Genomic DNA, 21,102 nt, shown 5'->3' on the forward strand with positions numbered 1-21,102 from the left:
GCCCATCAAGTCCGGGTACCGTGCCTACGGCCGATTGTCAGTGCCCGCTCGTAGTCTGAAAAGACCTAACTGAGGGGGTACGCCATGCATGTTCCGTTCTGTTCCATCGTTCCGCCCTACCTGTTGCGGCGGCTGGCCCGGGAGGCCGCACCGCAATACTCCGCCGCGGCGAGCGCCGCCAGGAAAGCCCTGGGACACGTCGAATCGTTCCAGGCAGCCCGCGCCCAGGGAGTGGCCACCCCAACGGCCGGGTTGCGCCAGGCACCGCCGGAACCGGTGGCGCGCAGCATTTACGACGCCGGAGGTACCGAAACACTGCCTGGCACCTTGGTCCGCGCGGAAGGTACCGCTCCGTCCGGCGACGCCGCAGCGGACGAGGCCTATGACGGGCTGGGACATACGCACCGCTTGTATGCCGAGGCCTTTGGACGGGACTCAGTGGACGGCCGCGGAATGAAGCTCGATGCCACGGTGCATTTTGGCAAGCTCTACGACAACGCTTTTTGGAACGGCAGCCAGATGGTCTTTGGTGACGGGGACGGCGAGGTATTCGAACGCTTCACCAAATCCGTCAGTGTCATCGGGCACGAACTTGCCCACGGGGTCACCCAGTACTCTGCCGGGCTCGCCTACCGGAACCAGGCGGGCGCCTTGAACGAATCGCTGTCCGACGTCTTCGGCGCGCTCGTTGAGCAGTTCGTCAGGAAACAGTCGGCCGCCGAGGCAAGCTGGCTGATCGGCGAAGGCCTCTTTACGCCCCAGGTGCAGGGGGCGGCGCTCCGCTCCATGAAAGCGCCCGGAACAGCGTACGACGACGACGTGCTCGGCAAGGATCCGCAGCCGGACTCGATGGATTCCTACGTCCGGACCAGCGCGGACAACGGTGGTGTCCACATCAACTCCGGCATCCCCAACCGCGCCTTTTACCTGGTGGCCAGCGCACTCGGAGGCAACGCTTGGGAGGCGCCGGGCCGGATCTGGTACGAGACACTGACCAACGGCGCGCTGCCGGCTGCGGCCACGTTCACCGTCTTTGCCCGTGCCACGGTGCGCGGGGCCGTGGACCTGTTCGGCGCCGGAACCAAGGAACATGACGCCGTCCGCGGCGCGTGGGAAACTGTGAGGGTCAAGGTTTAGCCACTGTTCCGGCGCGCCGTCCTCCGGCCGCCGGAACGTCCGAAAGCCCGGGGGCCTGCAATGAAGATCAAGGTGGAGCGCAGCGGCGGGCTCGCGGCTGCCACCAGGGTGTGGACCGTCGATGCCCGGACGGACAGCGACCTCAGCCAATGGCAGCCCATTCTTGAGGCTTGCCCGTGGGATACCGTTCCCAGCACCAGGCGGGCGGCGGCCGCCGCCATCGAGTCGCCGCAGCCGGACCGCTTCATCTACGCCATCACTGCCGGCCGGCGCAGGGCGGCCCTTCCGGAACAGGCCCTCACCGGTCCCTGGCGGGTCCTGGTGGACACAGCACGGGCCACGGCGGAGGAGTCCGATGGCGGCGCACGTGCCGCGGACAGTCCGGAAGAGCCCGCCTGACCGCCGGGCTGCGGGCCGGCCCCGGCCGATCGCTCCGCCACGCAGCAGTAGACTGTCTGCAGCCATGACTTTTCATATTTCCTATCCCGCCGAGCTGCCGGTTTCCGAGCGCCGCGAGGACCTGATGGCAGCGATCGCCGCCAACCAGGTGACCATTATCGCCGGCGAGACCGGCTCCGGAAAAACCACCCAGATCCCCAAGATGTGCCTGGAACTGGGGTTGGGCGAGAAGGGCCTGATCGGGCACACGCAGCCCCGCCGGCTGGCCGCGCGCACCGTGGCCGAGCGCATCGCAGAGGAACTGGGCGTGGAGATCGGCCAGGAGGTCGGCTTCCAGGTGCGGTTCACCGGCGAAGTCAGCAAGGACACCAAGGTCAAGCTGATGACCGACGGCATCCTCCTCGCCGAGATCCAGCGGGACAGGCTGCTGCGCAAGTACAGCACCATCATCATTGATGAGGCCCACGAGCGAAGCCTGAACATCGACTTCATCCTGGGCTACCTCAAGCGGGTCCTCCCGCAGCGGCCGGACCTGAAGGTCATCATCACCTCGGCCACCATCGATCCTGAACGGTTTGCCAACCACTTCGGCAGTGCGGAGGCACCGGCTCCCATCATCGAAGTCTCCGGCCGCACGTACCCCGTGGAAGTCCGATACCGTCCGCTGTCGCAGCCGAAATCCGATGAGGACGACGCCTCGGACGACGAACTTGAGGAAGACCGCGATCCCCTGGATGCTGTCTGCGACGCCGTCGACGAACTCGCGGCGGAGGCTCCCGGGGACATCCTGGTGTTCTTTTCCGGGGAGCGTGAAATCCGTGACGCGGCGGAGGCGCTGCAGCCACGCATCCAGGCCAACCGCAGGCTGGCCAACACCGAGATCCTCCCCCTGTTTGCCCGCCTGAGCCTGCAGGAGCAGCACAAAGTGTTCCACCCGGGCAGCAAGCGCCGGATCATCCTGGCCACCAACGTGGCCGAAACATCGCTGACGGTTCCAGGCATCAAGTACGTGGTGGATACGGGTACTGCCCGTATCTCCCGCTATTCGCACCGCACCAAGGTCCAGCGCCTCCCCATCGAGCGTGTCTCGCAAGCGTCAGCGAACCAACGCTCCGGCCGGTGCGGACGCGTGTCCGACGGCATCGCCATCCGCCTCTACTCCGAGGAAGACTTCGAGTCCCGGCCGAAGTTCACGGATCCGGAGATCCTGCGGACCAACCTCGCCGCCGTGATCCTGCAAATGACGGCCATGGGCGTGGCCAAGAGCCCCAAGGACGTTGAGGACTTCCCGTTCGTCGAGCCCCCGGAGACGCGGGCCATCAACGACGGCGTCACCCTCCTGCGCGAACTCGGCGCACTGGCCCCGGCCAGGCCGCAGCACGCATCCGGCACCCCGGAGGCCGGCACCAAGGGCGGGGCCAGGGGCAGCGGCCTCACCGCCGTCGGGCAAAAACTCGCCCAGCTGCCGGTGGACCCCCGCCTTGGCCGGATGATCGTGGAAGCCGGGAAACGCGGCTGTGTCCGCGAAGTCATGGTCCTGGCCGCCGCCCTCACCATCCAGGACCCGCGGGAGCGGCCCACGGACAAACAGCAGCTGGCAGCGGAAAAGCACAACCGCTTCCGCGATGAGAATTCCGACTTCACCGGCTTCCTGAACCTCTGGAACTACCTGCAGGAGAAGCAGCAGGAGCTGTCCTCGTCGGCGTTCCGCCGCCTGTGCCGCGCCGAGTTCATCAACTACCTTCGGGTCCGTGAATGGCAGGACCTCTTTGCCCAGCTGCGCCAGCTCGCCCGGCCGCTGGGCATCACCCTGGACAACAAGCGCCTCACGGATCCGGTGGGCAACCATGACGGCATCCACATCAGCCTGCTCTCCGGGCTCCTGAGCCACATCGGAATCCTGGACGAACGCAAACGCGAGTTCGCCGGCGCCCGCGGCAGCCGGTTCGCCATTTTCCCGGGCTCAGCGCTGTTCAAGAAGTCCCCCACGTTCGTGATGGCGGCGGAGCTGGTGGAGACCAGCCGGCTGTGGGCCAGGGTGGCAGCGAAGTTCGATCCGGTCTGGGCAGAGCAGGTGGCGCCGGACCTGGTGAAGCGCAGCTACAGCGAACCGCATTGGTCCACCAAGCAGGGCGCCGTCATGGCGTACGAAAAGGTCACCCTTTACGGCGTGCCCATCATCGCCCAGCGGCGGATCAACTACGGCCGCGTTGACCCGGTGGTGGCCAGGGAGCTGTTCATCCGGCACGCACTGGTGGAGGGCGACTGGCGCACCCACCACAAGTTCTTCCACCGCAACCGGGCGCTGCTGCATGAGGTCGAGGAACTCGAGGCGCGCATGCGGCGCCGGGACCTGATGGTGGACGATGAGACGCTGTTCGATTTCTATGACGCCCGGATCGGCGCCGACGTGGTGTCCGAGCGCCATTTCGACAAATGGTGGAAGGACGCCCGGCGCGATAACCCGGACCTCTTGGACTACGACAAGTCGCTGCTGCTCAGCGACGATGCCGAGGACCTGGACGAGTCCGCCTATCCGAAGACCTGGCTGCACAAGGGCTTCGAACTCCCGTTGACGTACGAGTTCCATCCGGTGGCCCCGGGCGGATTGCCCGACCCATCCGACGGTGTCACGGCCGAGGTGCCCGTCCTGTTCTTGAACCAGCTCGACGATGCTCCCTTCCGCTGGCTCATCCCGGGCCAGCGGGTGGAGCTGGTGACTGCCCTGATCAAGTCGCTGCCCAAGCAGGTCCGGAAGAATTTTGTTCCGGCCCCTGACGTTGCCCGCCAGGCGGTGGCGCTCCTCGAAGCGGACTTCGACCCCGCCACGGATGAGCTGGAGCCGTCGCTGGAGCTGGCACTGCGGCGCCTCCGCGGCGCGGTCATCCCGCCCGGCTCCTGGAACTGGGATTCCGTGCCAACGCACCTGCGCGTCAGCTTCAAGGTGGTGGACAGCAAGGGCAAGGTCCTCGGCGAGGGCAAGGACCTTGCCGCCTTGCAGGAGCAGCTGGCACCGGCAACGCGGCGTGCCATTGCCGAATCGCTCGGCGCCACTCCCGCGACCACAGCGCCAGGCGGTACAGGCCCTGCGCAGCGCCGGGGCGGCAAGGCGTCCGACGACGGCCCGGCGGCCCGGCAGCAGGCCCCAGGAGTGCCGGGGCAGCACGCCGCGGCCGGGTTCGTGGAGCAGGACGGCTTGACGGAGTGGAGCTTCGGCGCGATCGAGCGCCAAGTCAGCAGCATGGTCAAAGGCCACACCGTCACCGGCTATCCGGCGCTCGTGGACCAGGGCCAGTCTGTTTCCCTCCGCGTCTTCCAAACCCCGGAGGAACAGCTCGAGGCGATGCGCGGCGGCGTCATCAGGCTGCTGGCCCTGCGCGTTCCAGCCCCGGACCGCTACGTCCTGGAGCACCTGAGCAACACGGAGAAGCTCACCTTCAGCCAGAACCCGCACGGTTCGGTCTCGGCCCTGATCGCTGACTGCGCGCTGGCGGCCATCGACAAGCTCACGCCGGTGGACCTGCCATGGGACCGCACGGCCTTCGATTCACTGTATGAGGTGGTCCGCGCCGAACTGATCGATACCGTGTTTACCGTGACCGCGGTGGTCGAACGCATCCTGGCGAGCACCCGCCGAATTGAAAAACAGCTCAAAGGCACTACCAGCCTGGCCTTGATCAGCGCGTTGAACGACGTCAGGAGCCAGCTGGAACAGCTGGTCTACCCGGGTTTTGTAGCACGCACGGGTTACGCCCAGCTGAGCCAGCTGCCGCGGTACCTGGCCGCAATCGAAAAGCGGCTGGAGCGGCTGCCGGGGAACGTCCAGCGCGACGCCGTCAATATGGCCGTGATCCAGCGGCTCGAAGACGACTACGACGACGCCGTCTCGGCGCTGCTGCCCGGCCGCCGCGCCGGCCGGGAGTTAACCCAGGTGCGCTGGATGCTCGAGGAGCTTCGGGTGAGCCTGTTCGCCGTCGAGCTGGGAACCGCGTATTCGGTGTCCGAGAAACGCATCCGCGCGGTGCTCAACAAGGCGCTCGCACCGGCCTGACGACGCCCGTCCAGAGAAGAGGAACTCAATGAAGATCACGCTTGCCCAGGGTCCTGCCGGGACAGAGCTCGCCGGCTTGGGCCACGCCCAGCCGGCGCATGTCATGGACAACCATGAACTGGAAGGCATGATGGACACGAGCGACGAGTGGATCCGGCAGCGTACGGGCATCGTGACCCGACACATTGTGGCCGAGGGAGAAACGGTGGTGGACCTCGCGGTTCCCGCTGCGCGCATGGCCCTCGCTGATTCCGGGGTCGACGCTTCCGACATCGACCTGGTGGTGGTCGCCACCACCACGGCGGCGGAGCGGTCCCCCAACACCGCGGGCCGCATCGCGGAGGCACTGGGCCTCGGCAGGGACGGCCGCGGCCCGGGAATCATGGACATCAACACCGCGTGCTCCGGCTTCGAATACGCCCTCGGCGTGGCTGACCAGGCCATCCGTACCGGAAGCGCCACGCACGCAATCGTGGTCGGGGCGGAAACCCTTTCCGCGGTCACGGACTGGACGGACCGCGCGACGGCGGTGCTCACCGCCGACGGTGCAGGCGCCGCCGTCGTCCGTCCGTCCGCCACACCGCGGGTTGGGCCGGTGGTCTGGGGTTCGGAGGCGGGCATGGCGGACGCCGTCCGGATCTCCCCGCCGGCGGGCAGGTTCTCGCAGAACGGCAGGGAGGTCCTCCGGTGGGCGTTGACCAGGGCCCCGGAGCGCGCCCGCGAAGTGGTGGCCCGCGCCGGCCTGGCCATGGACGACATCCAGGTCCTGGCAGCACACCAGGCCAACCTGCGCATCATCGAGCCGCTCGCTGAAGCCCTCGGCCTGACGGACCGGATCGTCATCACCGACGTCACCGAGTCCGGGAACACCTCCGCGGCCAGTGTGCCCCTCGGGTTGAGCAAATGGTGGCATGCCGGGCGGATCCCGGAGGATGTCCCCGCACTGCTGTTCGGGTTCGGCGGCGGCTTCACCTACGCGGGGATGGTGGCGATGACTCCCCGCAGGAGCTGAACCTACCCTTCGGGTACGAACTCCCCGTAGCCGGCCGCGCGGAGGCCTTCACGGAGTTTTTCCGCGTTGGCGTCCAGGACAGCGGGGTCCGGGTTCTGGTCTGCCGAACCGAAGTCAAAGTCGGCCATGCTCCGGGAGGGCCATACGTGGACGTGCAGGTGGTTGACCTCGTACCCGGCCACGATCAAGCCGGCCCGCCGGGCGTTGAAAATGTCCACTTGCACGGCCCCGATGCGCCGGGCAATCTCCATGACACGGGCCAGGGTCTCCGGCGATGCGTCGGTCCAGCGGTCCACTTCCTCGGTGGGGACCACCAGCGTGTGGCCATCGGCGAGCGGTCCGGTCGTGAGGAATGCGGACACGTCGTCTTCACGCCAAACGAACCTTCCGGGGATCTCACCATTCAGGATCCGGGTGAAAAGGGTGCTCATGCGTCTGCCTCCTCGGCGGCTGGCTGCAACGTGCCGGTATCCAGCACGAACCGGTATTTTACGTCTCCCGCAACCATTTGGTCGTAGGCGTCATTGAGTTCTCCGGCGGCCACCAGCTCGATGTCGGCCACCACGCCGTGCTCGGCGCAGAAGTCCAGCATCTCCTGGGTTTCGGCGATGCCGCCGATCAGCGATCCGGCGTAGGCTATCCGGCGCCGGATCAGTGAGCCCGGATTGACCGGGGGCATGGCCTCGGACGGCAGGCCCAGTTGGAACAGCGCCCCGTCGACCCGCAGGGTCCGGAAGTACGGGTTCAGGTCGTGCGGGGCGGCAACGGTATCGATAATGAGGTCGATGCTCCGGTCGGCACCAGCCATGGCCGCGTCGTCCCGGGACAGGACAACCCGGTCCGCACCCAGTTCCAGGGCGGCAGCAGTTTTCGCCTCGGACGTGGTGAATACCACCACGGTGGCACCCATGGCTTTGGCGAGCTTGACGGCCATGTGGCCCAGTCCGCCGAGGCCCACCACGCCCACGACGTCGCCTTCCTCCACACCGAAATGCCGCAGCGGGGAGAACGTGGTGACGCCTGCGCAGAGCAGTGGCGCGACGGCGGCCGGGTCCAGGGAAGCGGGGACATGAAGGACGTACCGCTTGTCCACCACGATGGAGGAGGAGTATCCGCCCTGGGTGATGGCGTCGCCGTTCCTCCGGTCCTTGGCGCCGTAGGTTCCGGTCATCCCGTTTTCGCAGTACTGTTCCAGGCCGTCCAAGCAGCTCCCGCATTCGCGGCAGGAGTCCACCATGCAGCCCACGCCCACGCGATCGCCGATGGCGAAGTCGGTGACGCCGGCACCAGTCCGGCTGACCGTTCCCACGATCTCGTGCCCGGGAACCAGTGGATAGGCCTGCGTGCCCCACTCTCCGCGGGTGGCGTGCACATCCGAATGGCAGAGCCCGCAGAATTCAATGGCGATCTCGACGTCGTCCGGTTTGGGAATGCGCCGGGCCACGGTCAGGGGCACGAGCCCGCTGTCCCCGGAGGTTGCGCCGTAGGCGCCGGCCAGCCGTCCGCCGTCCTCCGCCGGCCGCGGGTCGGCGGCGGCCGCAATAGGTTGGGCGAGGGGTGGCGGCACGGGGCGTCCAGGTGTCATGGTCCGACGCTACCCTTGCCGTCGGCGAAGTTTCCAGCCGGGGCGCCGGTGCCTCCCGGTTCCGGACCGGTCGCCACCGGCAGGCCGGGGCGGTTGGACCATTCCGAGAACGACCCCGGATAGAGCGCAGCCGTGAAGCCGGCCAGTTCCAGCGCGGCCACCTGGTGGGCCGCTGTGACGCCGGACCCGCAGTAGACGGCGATGGGCAGGTCACCGCCGGCCCCGAGGGACTCGAACCTCCGGCGCAGCTCTGCCGGTGGCAGGAAGTACCCGGAATCGTCCACGTTGTCCGCCGTGGGCGCGCTGACCGCTCCCGGAATGTGCCCGGCCCGCGGATCAACGGGTTCCACCTCGCCCCGGTACCTCTCCCCCGCCCGCGCATCGAGCAACAACCCGTGGCCGGACCAGGTGGCGGCAGCGCCGGCGTCGAGCACCGGCATCCCGCCGCCGCCCAGGTCTACGTCGCCGCGGACGGTCTGGACGGGGCCGGATTCAAGGGGCAGGCCGGCCTTTCGCCAGGCGGCCAGGCCGCCGTCGAGCAGGTATGCCTCGGCAAACCCTGCGTTGCGCAGCATCCACCAGAGCCTGGCGGCCGCCATGTTGGCGCTGTCATCGTAGGCGACCACGACGTCGCCGTTCCGGATCCCCCACCGCCGCGCCGCCTCCTGGAACTGCCCGGCGCCAGGCAGCGGGTGCCTCCCGCGGTCCGGGATGGCCGGGTCCGCAAGTTCGGTGGCCAGGTCAACGAAGACAGCTCCCGGCAGGTGCTCCCGCAGGTAATGCTCGTGCCCGCGGGGGTCGCCGAGCACCCAGCGGACATCCAGCAGGACTGTTCGGTGGCCGGCGGCCCGCCGCGACTCAAGGCGGGAGACATCCATCAGCGGGTTCATGTGCACTCCTTCTGCGGATCCGGGCCGCGGCTCAGGCTTGGTGTGTGGATCTTGCCAACGGATCCCACTCTAAGCGCGCCGCGGCCGCCCGCGCGGGTAGGCTGGTCCGGTGAAGATCGAGGGCAGCGCAGACGGGGACGGCAGCCGCCGCAGCGGGGCAGACCGGGAATGGGCAGACAACGCCATCCGGACCATCAGGGCGGAAAACAACCGGTCGGCAGACACCCATCTCTACGCGGTGCCGCTGCCGGAGCAGTGGGGCATCCAGCTCTACCTCAAGGACGAATCCACCCACCGTTCCGGCAGCCTCAAGCACCGGCTGGCGCGGTCCCTTTTCCTGTTCGGGCTGGTGAACGGCTGGATCCGCGAGGACACCACCATCGTGGAAGCCTCCAGCGGCAGCACCGCAGTATCCGAGGCCTACTTCGCCCGGTTGCTGGGGCTGCCCTTCATCGCGGTGATGGCCCGTACCACCAGCCAGGAAAAAATCGCGTTGATCGAACAGTTCGGCGGCACGTGCCTCCTGGTGGAGAACGCCTCGGATGTTTACGCCGTGGCCGAAGACGTGGCGGCCACCTGCAACGGACACTACATGGACCAGTTCACCTATGCGGAGCGGGCCACCGACTGGCGCGGCAACAACAACATTGCCGAGTCGATCTTTGGCCAGCTCAGCCTGGAACAGCATCCGGTGCCGGACTGGATCGTGGTGGGCGCGGGGACCGGCGGGACCAGTGCCACGATCGGCCGCTACCTGCGCTACCACAGCCATCCCACCCGGCTCCTGGTGGTGGACCCTGAAAACTCGGCCTTCTACCCCGGCTGGCTGGCGGACACGGCTGAACAGCCCACCGGCCTGCCGTCACGCATCGAAGGCATCGGCCGGGCGCGGATGGAGCCAAGCTTCATCCCCACCGTCATCGACCGGATGGTCCAGGTGCCGGACGCGGCGTCCGTCGGCGCCATGCGTCACCTGGACTCCTACGCCGGCCTGCACGCCGGACCCTCCACCGGCACCAACCTTTGGGGTGTCTGGCAAACGGTGGCACGGATGCTGTCCGATGGCCGGCGAGGCAGCATTGTGTCATTGATGTGCGACGGCGGCGAGCGCTATGCGGGCAACTACTACAACCCGGAGTGGCTGGCGTCGCAGGGGCTGGATCCGGCGCCCTACGAGGCCGTGATCTCGCGCTTCCTCGACACCGGCGAGTGGACGGCGGACTAGACCTCCACGGACTCGCGGGCAGCCAGGTGCCTGTACTCGGTGCCATACTTCGCACCGATCCGCTGCACATGGCCCTCAATGATGCCCAGTCCGATCTCATTGAGCAGGCCGTCGTGGATCTGGAACGCCTGCGGTGCCCGCACTCCGATGACGAAGTCCACCACCTCGGCGGACTTGCTCCACGGTGCGTGCAGCGGCACCAGCAGGGTTTTCACGCTGAGGCCGTCAGGGATGATGAATGAATCTCCCGGGTGGTAGACATTGCGGTCCACCAGGTAGCCAATGTTCGCCACCATCGGGATCTGGGGGTGGATCAGTGCGTGCTGTCCGCCGAAGCTGCGGATCTCGAAGCCTGCAACCTGGAACGAGGACCCGGGGTCAACCGTGTGGATCCTCCCGGCGGCGCCGGCAGCTTCCCCACGCAGCTGTGCGGCCACGGACCCGGGCGCGTACAGCACCAGGTCCTGGTTGCTGGTGAGGGCCTCCACCACGGCCTTGGTATCCAGGTGGTCCTGGTGCTCATGGGTCACCAGGACGGCGTCGGCCCCGGCAAGGGCCTCGGCTGATTCTGAGAAGGTGCCCGGATCCAGGACCAGGACTCCGGATTCCTTCTCGAGCCGGACACAGGCGTGGGTGTATTTGGTCAGCTTCATGGCGCCAGCCTAGGGCGCGTCCCGGAACCGTGTCCACGAGGCGCCGGCTGGTAATCTTGGTGTTTGCCCCCCACGGAAGCGAGTTTGTCCATGCCGATCGGCGTCAAGGCTGATTCCGCCGCCCCATCCCCGGCAGGAGGCGGCAAGGAACAGCGCGTTACCAAGCAGCGCAAGGCCGTCAGTGCGGCCTTGGACGACCTTGATGACTTCGTCAGCACGCAGGAGCTCTACCGGATCCTGCACAACCAGGGCGTGTCCGTGTCCCTCGCAACGGCCTACCGGATCCTCCAGTCCCTAGCGGATGAGGGCTTGGTGGATGTGCTGCGCAATGGCGACGGCGAGGCCGTGTACCGGCGCTGCAACGTGAGCGTGCACCACCATCACCTGCTGTGCAGGAACTGCGGCAAGGCCGTGGAGGTGGAGGCACCCGCCGTCGAAACCTGGGCGGCGCGGACAGCGGCCGAACATGGTTTCACCGAGGTGGACCACACGGTGGAGATCTTCGGGCTGTGCCCGGACTGCACTGCCCTTAAGGCTGCCGGGCAGCTGTAAGAACCCTGCCGTTGATTCCGCGGGCCGCCCGCACTGAACCGATGACGCGGCACACCACGTAGATCAGGAATGACAATGTGGTGACATAAGGGCTGATCGGGATCCGGCCGCCCAGGGCCAGCAGGATTCCGCCCACAGTAGCCGTGACGGCGAAAAGAACACTCAGGATAACCACCCATACCGGCGATGAGGTGACCCGCAGGGCAGCAGCCGCGGGAGTGATCAGCAGCGCGAGCACCAGGAGGGCCCCCACCACCTGGATGGACAGTGCCACACTGACGCCCAGCAGGATCATGAAAACAATAGCCAGGCTGCGCACGGGAACTCCGCGCGCCTCCGCAAGTTCCGGATCGATACTGGCAAAGTTCAGCGGCCGCCAGATGGCCAGCAGTGCGAGCATCACCACGAGGGCCGCCCCGGCCAGTGCCTGGAGCTGGACGGTGTCCACCGAGACGATCTGCCCGGTAAGCAGCCCGAACTTGTTCGCTGCGCGGCCTTGGTAGAGGGACAGGAACAGGATTCCCAGGCCCAGCCCGAACGGCATGATCACGCCGATGATCGAGTTCTTGTCCCTGGCCCGGACGCCCATCAGGCCCAGCAACAGTGCCGCCGCCACGGATCCGATCAGCGAGCCGAAGACCACGTCCGCGCCGATAAGCAGGGCAAAGGCCGCACCCGCGAAGGAGAGCTCGGAAATGCCGTGGACCGCGAAGGCAAGGTCGCGCTTCATGACGAAGGTCCCCACCAGTCCTCCGAGGAGTCCAAGGACGGCGCCGGCCCAGATCGAATTCTGGACCAGGACGAGCAGCTCGCCGTAGTTGTCGAAGTTAAAGATGGCCCCCAGGATGCTGTTGGCGTCCATCACGCCACCTCCCCGGCCAGGGCGTCCGCCCCGGCATGATGATGGTGCGTGGTGGCATCCGGCAGGCCGACGACGACGATCCTGCCGTTGGCGTGAATCACCTCAACATGGCTGCCGTACAGGTCCGAGAGCACTTCCGTGGTCATGACCTCTTCCGGCGTTCCCACCCGGAAACGTCCGCCGGCCAGGTACAGCACCCGGTCCACGTAATCGATAATCGGGTTGATCTCATGGGTGACGAAGACGACCGCGCTGTTCTTCTCGTGGCTTTGCTTGTTGATCAGCGCACTGACCGCCTGCTGATGGTGCAGGTCCAAGGACAGGAGCGGCTCGTCGCAGAGCAAAACCTGGGGATCAGTGGCCAGCGCCTGGGCCACCCGGAGGCGCTGCTGCTCGCCACCGGAGAGCTGGCCCACCGGCACCTTGGCGTAGTCGGCGGCCCCTACCAGTTCCAGGAGCTGGTCCACCCGCCGGTTTGTTTTCGCCGCGGACAACCGGACGCCCCAGCGGTGGCCGTCCACCCCCAGGCCCACCAGATCGCGGGCGCGCATGGGCGTGTCCACCGGGAACGATTTCTGCTGCGGGATGTAGCCGATCAGGCTGCTGCCGCGTTCCACGGGACGGCCACCCAGTGTGGCTTGCCCCGTGTGCAGCTTTTGCAGGCCCAGGAGGACTTTCAGGAAGCTGGTCTTGCCGCTGCCGTTCGGGCCCAGCACGGCGAAGAACTCGCCCGGCCGGATGTCCAGGTCAAGGTCGGACCAGAGCGTCCGCTGGCCGAACGCAAGCCCGGCGCCCTTGAGGCTGACAACGGAATTCACCGGTTGGCCTCCACGACATTGCTGATGTTGTTCACGTTGTCCGTCATCCACTGCAGATAGGTCTTGCCATCGGGCAGGGTCTCGTTGAAATCCACCACCGGAACGCCGGCAGCCTCCGCCGCCTTCTTCAGCGCCTCGGTCTGCGGCCCTTCGGTCTGGGCGTTGTAAGCCAGCAGCCGCACGCTCTTTGACGCCACCAGGTCAGTGGCTTCCTTCAGGACGGCAGGCGGAACATCGCTTCCCTCTTCAATCGCAGCAGTGTATTGCTCCGGCGTGGCGTTCTCCAAGCCCGCGTCCTCCAGCAGGTACAGCGGAACGGGCTCCGTGACGGCCACCTTGCCTCCTGCCGCGGAAGCCTTCACGCCGTCCAGCCGGCTGTGCAGGGCCGACAACGCGGATTTGAACGAGGCTGCGTTGGAAGTGAAGGTGGCGGCGGATTCCGGGTCCAGCGTGCCGAGCTTGCCGGCCATGCTGTCGGCCATCCGCTCCATGGCCGCCAGGCTGTACCAGACGTGTTCGTTGAAGTCGCCGTGATCATGCGTGTCGGCGGCGGCACTTGCGGACGCCGTGGCCTGGGCCGTGGCGTCCTCCGGGTGGGCGAGGCCCGAAACGTCGACGGCGGTGAGGACGGCCGCGCTGTCCAGCTTGCTCCCCTCCACCAGGGTGTGGAGGAAGTCGTCGTAGCCGCCGCCGTTTTCGATGACCAACTGAGCCTTTGAAACGGCGAGCCGGTCCTGCGCGGTTGCCTCATAGGAGTGCGGATCCTGGGCCGTGTTGTTGATGATGGCGGTGACCTTCACCTTGTCGCCACCGATCGCCCTGGCGATGTCCCCGTAGACGTTCGTCGACGCTACGACATTGACGGCCGCCCCGGGGTCGGGCGCCTGTGCGGACTGCGGGCTGCATGCAATCAGCAGGAGGCCAAGCCCTGCGAGGGCGGCAACGAAGGAGCTGGCAGCGGCATTACGGCGCACGGGAGATACCTCAGTTCACAGGAGGGGACGTCAACAGTGCCAGCCTATACCTAAATGCGAATGATTCCTATTTAGCCTTCTGGTTGCCGTTGGGCTGGCCCAGCCGGCGTATCCCGGTGGCCTGCGTGGCGTCCCTGATTTCACCGACAAGCTGTTCGATCACGTCTTCGAGGAACAACACCCCGCGCGTCCTGCCATCCGGGCCGATCACCCGGGCAAGGTGGGAGCCCGTGCGCTGCATGACGGACATGGCCTTTTCAATCTCGTCATCCAAGGCAAGGTTGGCCAGCGACCGAACACGGCCCTCGGCGATCGGCAACTCATAACCGGACTCCGGGATGGACAACACATCCTTGACGTGGAGGTAGCCGTACAGCATGTCCTCGTCATCCAGCATGGGGAACCGGGAGAACCCCGTCCTGCTGACCGCCTTCTCGAACTCCACGGGGGTGGTGGCTGCACCAAGCATGACCAGGTTCTCCAGCGGCACCATGATGTCCTTGGCGGTGTGCTCGGAAAACTCGAGGGCGCCGTTGATAAGACCGGCGTCGTCGTCCACCAGGCCGTGGCGGGTCGACTCCTGGACGATCGACTGGACTTCCTCGAGCGTGAACGAGGAAGTTACCTCGTCCTTGGGCTCGATCCTCAGGAGTTTGAGGATGTGGTTGGCCGACCAGTTGAGGACTGAAATCACCGGGTGGACCAGCCGGGCAACGAAGAGCAGCGGCGGCGCCAACAGCAGCGCGGCTTTGTCCGCCACGGAGACGGAAATGTTCTTCGGCACCATCTCGCCGAAGGTGACATGGAGGAACGTCACCAGCAGCAGGGCCACCGCGAAGGCGGCCACGCCCGCGGCCTCGGCCGGCAGGCCAACCGTCTCGAGCGGAACAGCCAGCAGGTGGTGGATGGCGGGTTCGGCCACCAGCAGGATCAGCAGGGAGCAGACAGTGATGCCCAGCTGCGCGCACGCCAGCATCAACGAGACGTTCTCCATGGCCCGCAGGGTGGTCTGGGCCCGCTTGGACCCGGCGTCGGCCAATGGTTCGATCTGGCTGCGGCGCGCCGACATGATGGCGAACTCCGCCGCAACGAAGAAGGCGTTGCCGAGCAGGAGCACCCCCAGCCACAGGATTCCGGCCCAGTCGCTCATGGGTTGCTCCCGTCACTGGAGTCCGGCGTTCCGGTCTCCTTGTCGGGCCGGAAGCAGATGCGGTCGATCCTGCGGCCGTCCATCCTGGTCACGCTGAGTGTTCCGCCGCCAACCGGAACTGCGTCCCCCACGGCAGCGATCCTGCCCAGCTTGCTCATCACGTATCCACCCACGGTCTCGTACGCAGCCTCATCGGGCACGCTGAGACCCGGAATCTGTTCGGACAGCTCGTCCGGACGCAGGAGGCCCGGGAAGTACCAGTCGCCGGAGGCGCTTTGCAGCAGCCCGGGCCGGACCTTGTCATGCTCGTCCGCCACTTCGCCGACAATCTCCTCCACGAGGTCCTCCAGCGTGGCGATGCCGGCGGTCCCGCCATATTCGTCCAGCACCACTGCCAGCTGGAGGTTTCCCTCCCGCAACTCGGCCAGCAGGGCATCGAGGTGGATGGTCTCGGGCACCCGCAGGACCTCGGTCATGATGGCGCCCGCTTCGAGGTTCCGCCGGCGTTCCCACGGGACGGCGACGGCCTTCTTGACGTGTACAAGTCCGCGGATGTCATCGGCCGAATCCCCGATCACGGGGAACCGGGAGTACCCGGTCCGGCGCGCGGCATCCACGACGTCGGATACCGGCTGGTCGGCATCGATCGTCTCCACCCGGATGCGGGGCGTCATCACATCCGCGGCCGTCCGGGTGGAAAAGTCCAGGGTGCGCGCAATGAAGTTGGCCGTTCCGGCGTCGAGGGTTCCCATCGCCGCGGAACGGCGGACCAGCGAGGCCAGCTCCGCGGGGGTGCGGGCGCCGGAAATTTCCTCTTTTGCTTCCAGGCCGAACACGTTCAGGACCCGGTTGGAAAATCCGTTGAGGACCAGGATGGCGGGCTTGAAGATGGTGGTGAAGACCAGCTGCGGGCCGGCCAGGGCACGGCCGACCGGGAATGCCAGGGCGATCGCCATGTTCTTGGGCACCAGCTCCCCCAGGAGCATGGAGAGCAGGGTGGCCACCACCATGGCCAGCACGAGCGAGGCCGATTCCACCACCACGGGGGGCAGTCCGACGGCGGCCAGCGGGCCTTTGAGGATATGGCCCACGGAGGGTTCCATGACGTAACCGGTCAGGAGGGTGGTCAAGGTAATGCCCAGCTGGCAGCTCGAGAGCTGGGTGGACAGCGACTTCAGGCAGGTGAGCAGCGGTACCGCGCCGGCATCGCCGTCGTCAATGGCGCGTTGGACCGTGGGCTGGTCCAACGCGATGAGGGAAAATTCGACGGCCACGAAGAAGCCCGTGCCGGCGATCAGCAGCAAACCTGCTGCGAGGAGGAGCCACTCCATTCAGCACCCCGCCCGGTGCGCGGGAAAAGCAGTCAAACCTGGAGCGGGGAAGATGTGTCGTCCCGGCGGAGGATGATCGGCCGAGACCGACGCCTGGTCCGTGCGGGTTGCGGCAAGCTGGGCCGTCTTCTGGTGATGGGCGCGTTGTCGGGGTTTGCCGGCTCTGGGGGCGGACTGCGCGGCGCTTCTCTTCGAGCTCCGCTGACAGCGCCCAGGCCGGCACCTAGATTTACTGTCCATAAGAATTTCAGTCTACAGGAGCGGCCCCGCGCAACGACGCGGCAGCAGGCGGTCGCCGGACCCTCAAGCACGGCCGCAAGCATGCCTTTCCCGGCGTTCCGGCAGGCCCTGCCGCGCCACCCGGGGAGCCCTCAATGAGGCCACCGATCGTCACTTCATGATTTGGGTCACCCTTATTGGCAGTTAACACACGATGCTCACTAGACTTGCAAAGGTCTGGGTTCAGAGGACGCAGAGACTGGTTCGATCGCAGTGCTGAGGCACCGGGGGGCCGGAGAGAAATCAAACTCATGGAAGAGGCGTATTTCAAGTGCCAGAGCAGCCAAGCCACCGTCTACCAGAGGAATTTGGCGGAAACGAGTGGCTCGTTGACGAACTGTACGAGCAGTACCAGCAGGACAAGAACGCTGTGGATGCCAAGTGGTGGCCGCTGTTTGAATCCTTCGACTCGGGCAACGGTTCTTCTTCCAATGGAAATTCCGCACACGCAGCCCACCCCGCCACCCGGGAACTCCCGGTCGTGAAGGCGGCTCCCGCCGCGCCGGCACCGTCGCCGGCAGCAGCCCCCACCGCTTCCCCTGCAGCACCCGCGGCCGCCGCACCCGCCGCCCCGGCCCCTGCCCCGGTCAAGAAGGCCCCTGCCACCGAAGCCCGCGACGGCGGCACGAAGACCGGCGCAGGCACCGGCGCCCAGCCCATCCCGGCCCAGTTGCCCAAGAACGTCAAGGCCCCCACGGCTCCCGAAGAGGACGTCGTTTCAATCCTGCGCGGCCCCGCCAAGGCCATCGCCACCAACATGGTGACCAGCCTTGAGGTGCCCACCGCAACCAGTGTGCGCGCCATCCCCGCCAAGCTGCTGATTGACAACCGCGTGGTCATCAACTCCAACCTTGCCCGCGCCCGTGGCGGCAAGGTTTCCTTCACGCACCTGATCGGCTACGCCGTCATCCGCGCCCTCTCCCAGTTCCCGTCCATGAACGTGTACTACGACGAAGTGGACGGCAAGCCCGTCGCCGTCCAGCCCGCGCACGTCAACTTCGGCATCGCCATCGACATGCCCAAGCCGGACGGCAGCCGCCTGCTGATGGTCCCGAACATCAAGAAGGCCGAAACCCTCAACTTCGCCGAGTTCTGGCACACCTACGAGGACCTCATCAAGCGCGCCCGCAACGGCAAGCTGACCGCTGAGGACCACCAGGGCACCACGGTATCCCTGACCAACCCGGGCGGCATTGGCACCGTTCACTCGGTGCCCCGCCTTTCCAAGGGCCAGGCAGCCATCATCGGCGTCGGTGCCCTCGACTACCCGGCCGAGTTCCAGGGCGCCAGCGAAAAGATCATCGCGCAGAACGCCATCAGCAAGGTCCTCACCCTGACCTCCACCTACGATCACCGCGTGATCCAGGGCGCAGGCAGCGGCGAGTTCCTCAAGCTGGTCCACCAGCTCCTGCTCGGGGCCCAGAACTTCTACGACGAGATCTTCGAAGCGCTGCGCATCCCGTACGAGCCCGTCCGCTGGAGCCCCGACCTCCAGGTGGACCCCGCCGACGAGATCAACAAGGTGGCCCGGATCCAGCAGCTGATCCACTCGTACCGCGTCCGCGGCCACCTGATGGCGGACACGGATCCGCTCGAATACGTCCAGCGCAAGCACCCCGACCTCGACGTCCTCACCTACGGCCTGACCCTGTGGGACCTGGACCGCGAGTGGCCCACCGGCGGCTTCGGCGGCAAGCCGATGCTGAAGTTCCGCGACATCCTGGGCGTCCTTCGCGATGCCTACTGCCGCACCACCGGCATCGAGTACATGCACATCCAGGAGCCGGCCGAGCGCAAATGGTTCCAGGACCAGCTGGAACACCCCTACTCCAAGCCCAGCCGCGAAGAACAGATCCGGATCGTTTCCAAGCTGAACGCCGCGGAGGCCTTCGAAACGTTCCTGCAGACCAAGTTCGTAGGCCAGAAGCGATTCTCGCTCGAGGGCGGCGAATCGCTGATCCCGCTGCTGGACGCCATCATGTCCGATGCTGCCGACGACGGCCTGGACGAAGTTGCCATCGGCATGGCCCACCGCGGCCGCCTCAACGTGCTGACGAACATCGCCGGCAAGACCTACGCCCAGGTGTTCCGCGAGTTCGAAGGCACCCAGGATCCGCGCTCCGTCCAGGGGTCGGGCGACGTCAAGTACCACCTCGGCACCGAGGGCACCTTCACGTCGGATAACGGCAAGGAGACCAAGGTCTACCTGGCCGCCAACCCCTCGCACCTTGAAGCCGTCGATTCCGTCCTCGAGGGCATTGTCCGCGCCAAGCAGGACCGCCTGGACCAGGGCGAATCCTTCCCTGTGCTGCCCATCATGGTGCACGGCGACGCCGCCTTCGCCGGCCAGGGTGTCGTGGCCGAGACGCTCAACCTCTCCCAGCTGCGCGGCTACCGCACCGGTGGCACCATCCACGTGGTGGTCAACAACCAGGTGGGCTTCACCACCGCCCCGTCGTCCTCGCGGTCGTCCACGTACTCCACCGACGTCGCCAAGATGATCCAGGCGCCCGTCTTCCACGTGAACGGCGACGACCCCGAGGCAGTGGTCCGCATCGGCCAACTCGCCTACGAGTTCCGGCAGCGCTTCCACAAGGACGTCGTCATCGACATGGTGTGCTACCGCCGCCGCGGCCACAACGAGGGCGATGACCCCTCGATGACCCAGCCCCTGATGTACAACCTGATCGAAGCCAAGCGCTCCGTCCGCAAGCTGTACACCGAATCGCTGATCGGCCGCGGTGACATCACCGAGGAAGAAGCCGAGCAGTTGCTCCGCGACTACCAGGAACGGCTGGAGCGGGTCTTCGCGGAGACCCACGCCGCGCAGACCTCGCCGATCCCGATCGTGACCGCCGACTCCGCCGCCGTGTCCGATATCGAGCGCCCCATGGCCCAGCAGTCCGATTCCAACGTCAGTGCACCGGTCGCCACGGCCATCAGCGCCGAGACCCTGGCCCGGATCGGCAAGGCCCACGTCGAGGTTCCCGAGGGCTTCACCGTCCACGCCAAGCTCAAGCAGCTGCTGGAGAAGCGTGAGCAGATGTCCCGCGAAGGCGGCATCGACTGGGGCTTCGGCGAGATCGCAGCGTTCGGCTCGCTCATCATGGAAGGCGTACCCGTCCGCCTCGCCGGCCAGGACTCGCGCCGCGGCACGTTCGTCCAGCGCCACGCCGTCTTCCACGACCGCGCCAACGGCAAGGAATGGCTGCCCCTGGGCAACCTCTCCGATGACCAGGCCAAGCTGTGGATCTACGATTCGCTGCTGTCCGAATACGCTGCCATGGGCTTCGAATACGGCTACTCCGTGGAGCGGCCGGACGCGCTGGTCCTTTGGGAGGCCCAGTTCGGTGACTTCGTCAACGGTGCGCAGACCATCATCGACGAATTCATCTCCTCCGCCGAGCAGAAGTGGGGCCAGCGTTCCTCGTTGGTCCTGATGCTCCCGCACGGCTACGAAGGCCAGGGCCCGGACCACTCTTCGGCCAGGATTGAGCGGTTCCTGCAGCTGTGCGCCGAGGACAACATGGTCGTGGCCAACCCCACCACGGCGGCCTCGCACTTCCACCTGCTGCGCCGCCAGGCGTACAGCCGTCCGCGCAAGCCGCTGATCATCTTCACGCCCAAGCAGCTGCTGCGCCTGAAAGCTGCCGCTTCGTCCGTGGAGGACTTCACCACCGGTGCCTTCCGCCCGGTCATCGGCGAGCATGAGCAGCTGCCGGCCACCGCCGTCGAACGCGTCATCCTGGTCTCCGGCCGCCTGTACTACGATCTCCTGTCCACCCGCCAGAAGACCGGAGACAAGACCACCGCGATTGTGCGCGTCGAGCAGCTCTACCCGCTGCCGCACGCGGAGATCGCCGCTGAGCTTGCCAAGTACCCGAACGCCGAGGTCGTGTGGGCGCAGGACGAACCCGCCAACCAGGGTCCGTGGCCGTTTATCGGCCTGAACCTGCCGGAGGCACTGGACCGCCGCGTCCGCCTGGTGTCCCGGCCGGCGTCCGCCTCAACGGCTGCAGGTTCCATGAAGCGGCACGCCGCTGAACAGGACCTGCTGCTGAAGCAGGCATTTGCAAAGAAGTAAACCGTAAGGCTGCCCGGCCGGACGTCGAAATACCAGACTCCGGCCGGGCAGTTCTGTTTAATGGTTGGACAGCGCCGCCCCGTACCTCCGCAGCCGCGGC

At 66.6% G+C, this 21,102-nt stretch carries 16 protein-coding genes; 7 read left to right on the top strand and 9 right to left on the bottom strand.

Annotation, left to right across the window (positions count from 1 at the left end):
- Nucleotides 1-84 precede the first annotated feature (84 nt).
- The 4 genes from DFO47_RS05130 to DFO47_RS05145 all read left to right on the top strand — a co-directional run bounded on the left by DFO47_RS05130 (nt 85) and on the right by DFO47_RS05145 (nt 6,599).
- Entirely contained in the window at nt 85-1,137 is a 1,053-nt protein-coding gene (locus DFO47_RS05130; protein ID WP_133830911.1) for a M4 family metallopeptidase, read from the top strand.
- A 60-nt stretch (nt 1,138-1,197) separates the two neighbouring features.
- Nucleotides 1,198-1,536, top strand: a complete 339-nt coding sequence (locus tag DFO47_RS05135) for a protealysin inhibitor emfourin (RefSeq protein ID WP_133830912.1) — start codon at nt 1,198-1,200, stop codon at nt 1,534-1,536.
- A gap of 64 nt (nt 1,537-1,600) precedes the next feature.
- Nucleotides 1,601-5,587: an ATP-dependent RNA helicase HrpA gene (gene hrpA, locus DFO47_RS05140; protein ID WP_133830913.1), complete on the top strand. Its 3,987-nt coding sequence runs from the start codon at nt 1,601-1,603 to the stop codon at nt 5,585-5,587.
- Nucleotides 5,588-5,615: 28 nt separating this feature from the next.
- Complete coding sequence (locus tag DFO47_RS05145) at nt 5,616-6,599, top strand: beta-ketoacyl-ACP synthase III (protein ID WP_133830914.1); 984 nt, start codon at nt 5,616-5,618, stop codon at nt 6,597-6,599.
- A gap of 2 nt (nt 6,600-6,601) precedes the next feature.
- Here the strand turns inward: DFO47_RS05145 and DFO47_RS05150 are convergent, their stop codons facing one another.
- From DFO47_RS05150 to DFO47_RS05160, 3 genes are read right to left on the bottom strand one after another with little or no spacing between them, the layout of a single operon-like run.
- Nucleotides 6,602-7,030, bottom strand: coding sequence for an HIT family protein (locus DFO47_RS05150; protein WP_133830915.1), 429 nt, complete (start codon nt 7,028-7,030; stop codon nt 6,602-6,604).
- Complete coding sequence (locus DFO47_RS05155) at nt 7,027-8,184, bottom strand: NAD(P)-dependent alcohol dehydrogenase (protein ID WP_133830916.1); 1,158 nt, start codon at nt 8,182-8,184, stop codon at nt 7,027-7,029. Before DFO47_RS05155 ends, DFO47_RS05150 begins: the two co-directional genes overlap by 4 nt.
- Entirely contained in the window at nt 8,181-9,074 is an 894-nt protein-coding gene (locus tag DFO47_RS05160; protein WP_018760148.1) for a sulfurtransferase, read from the bottom strand. Before DFO47_RS05160 ends, DFO47_RS05155 begins: the two co-directional genes overlap by 4 nt.
- Before the next feature lie 109 nt (nt 9,075-9,183).
- Between DFO47_RS05160 and DFO47_RS05165 the strand changes: the two genes are divergently transcribed.
- The gene (locus tag DFO47_RS05165; RefSeq protein WP_133830917.1) at nt 9,184-10,299 is read left to right on the top strand and encodes a PLP-dependent cysteine synthase family protein; all 1,116 of its coding nucleotides are present in this window, start codon (nt 9,184-9,186) and stop codon (nt 10,297-10,299) included.
- On the opposite strand, the gene DFO47_RS05170 is transcribed toward DFO47_RS05165, so the two are convergent.
- Complete coding sequence (locus DFO47_RS05170; protein WP_133830918.1) at nt 10,296-10,952, bottom strand: MBL fold metallo-hydrolase; 657 nt, start codon at nt 10,950-10,952, stop codon at nt 10,296-10,298. The two genes, DFO47_RS05165 and DFO47_RS05170, sit on opposite strands and share 4 nt — an antisense overlap.
- 90 nt (nt 10,953-11,042) lie before the next feature.
- On the opposite strand from DFO47_RS05170, the gene DFO47_RS05175 reads away from it, so the two are divergent.
- Nucleotides 11,043-11,504, top strand: coding sequence for a Fur family transcriptional regulator (locus tag DFO47_RS05175; protein ID WP_133831068.1), 462 nt, complete (start codon nt 11,043-11,045; stop codon nt 11,502-11,504).
- On the opposite strand, the gene DFO47_RS05180 is transcribed toward DFO47_RS05175, so the two are convergent.
- The 5 genes from DFO47_RS05180 to DFO47_RS05200 form a co-directional block, all read right to left on the bottom strand.
- Nucleotides 11,482-12,366 (bottom strand): metal ABC transporter permease, encoded by an 885-nt coding sequence (locus tag DFO47_RS05180; RefSeq protein ID WP_133830919.1) that lies wholly within the window; start codon nt 12,364-12,366, stop codon nt 11,482-11,484. The two genes, DFO47_RS05175 and DFO47_RS05180, sit on opposite strands and share 23 nt — an antisense overlap.
- A complete protein-coding gene (locus DFO47_RS05185) occupies nt 12,366-13,184 on the bottom strand; it encodes a metal ABC transporter ATP-binding protein (RefSeq protein WP_133830920.1) in 819 nt (272 codons plus the stop codon). Before DFO47_RS05185 ends, DFO47_RS05180 begins: the two co-directional genes overlap by 1 nt.
- The gene (locus DFO47_RS05190; protein WP_133830921.1) at nt 13,181-14,158 is read right to left on the bottom strand and encodes a zinc ABC transporter substrate-binding protein; all 978 of its coding nucleotides are present in this window, start codon (nt 14,156-14,158) and stop codon (nt 13,181-13,183) included. Before DFO47_RS05190 ends, DFO47_RS05185 begins: the two co-directional genes overlap by 4 nt.
- Nucleotides 14,159-14,225: 67 nt before the next feature.
- Nucleotides 14,226-15,308: a hemolysin family protein gene (locus DFO47_RS05195; protein ID WP_133830922.1), complete on the bottom strand. Its 1,083-nt coding sequence runs from the start codon at nt 15,306-15,308 to the stop codon at nt 14,226-14,228.
- Complete coding sequence (locus DFO47_RS05200; RefSeq protein ID WP_133830923.1) at nt 15,305-16,639, bottom strand: hemolysin family protein; 1,335 nt, start codon at nt 16,637-16,639, stop codon at nt 15,305-15,307. Before DFO47_RS05200 ends, DFO47_RS05195 begins: the two co-directional genes overlap by 4 nt.
- A gap of 550 nt (nt 16,640-17,189) precedes the next feature.
- Here DFO47_RS05200 and DFO47_RS05205 point away from each other — a divergent pair.
- A complete protein-coding gene (locus DFO47_RS05205) occupies nt 17,190-21,002 on the top strand; it encodes a multifunctional oxoglutarate decarboxylase/oxoglutarate dehydrogenase thiamine pyrophosphate-binding subunit/dihydrolipoyllysine-residue succinyltransferase subunit (RefSeq protein ID WP_133830924.1) in 3,813 nt (1,270 codons plus the stop codon).
- Nucleotides 21,003-21,102: the final 100 nt, after the last annotated feature.

The sequence above is a fragment of the Arthrobacter sp. AG258 genome, assembly GCF_004364695.1.
Lineage (GTDB): Bacteria > Actinomycetota > Actinomycetes > Actinomycetales > Micrococcaceae > Arthrobacter.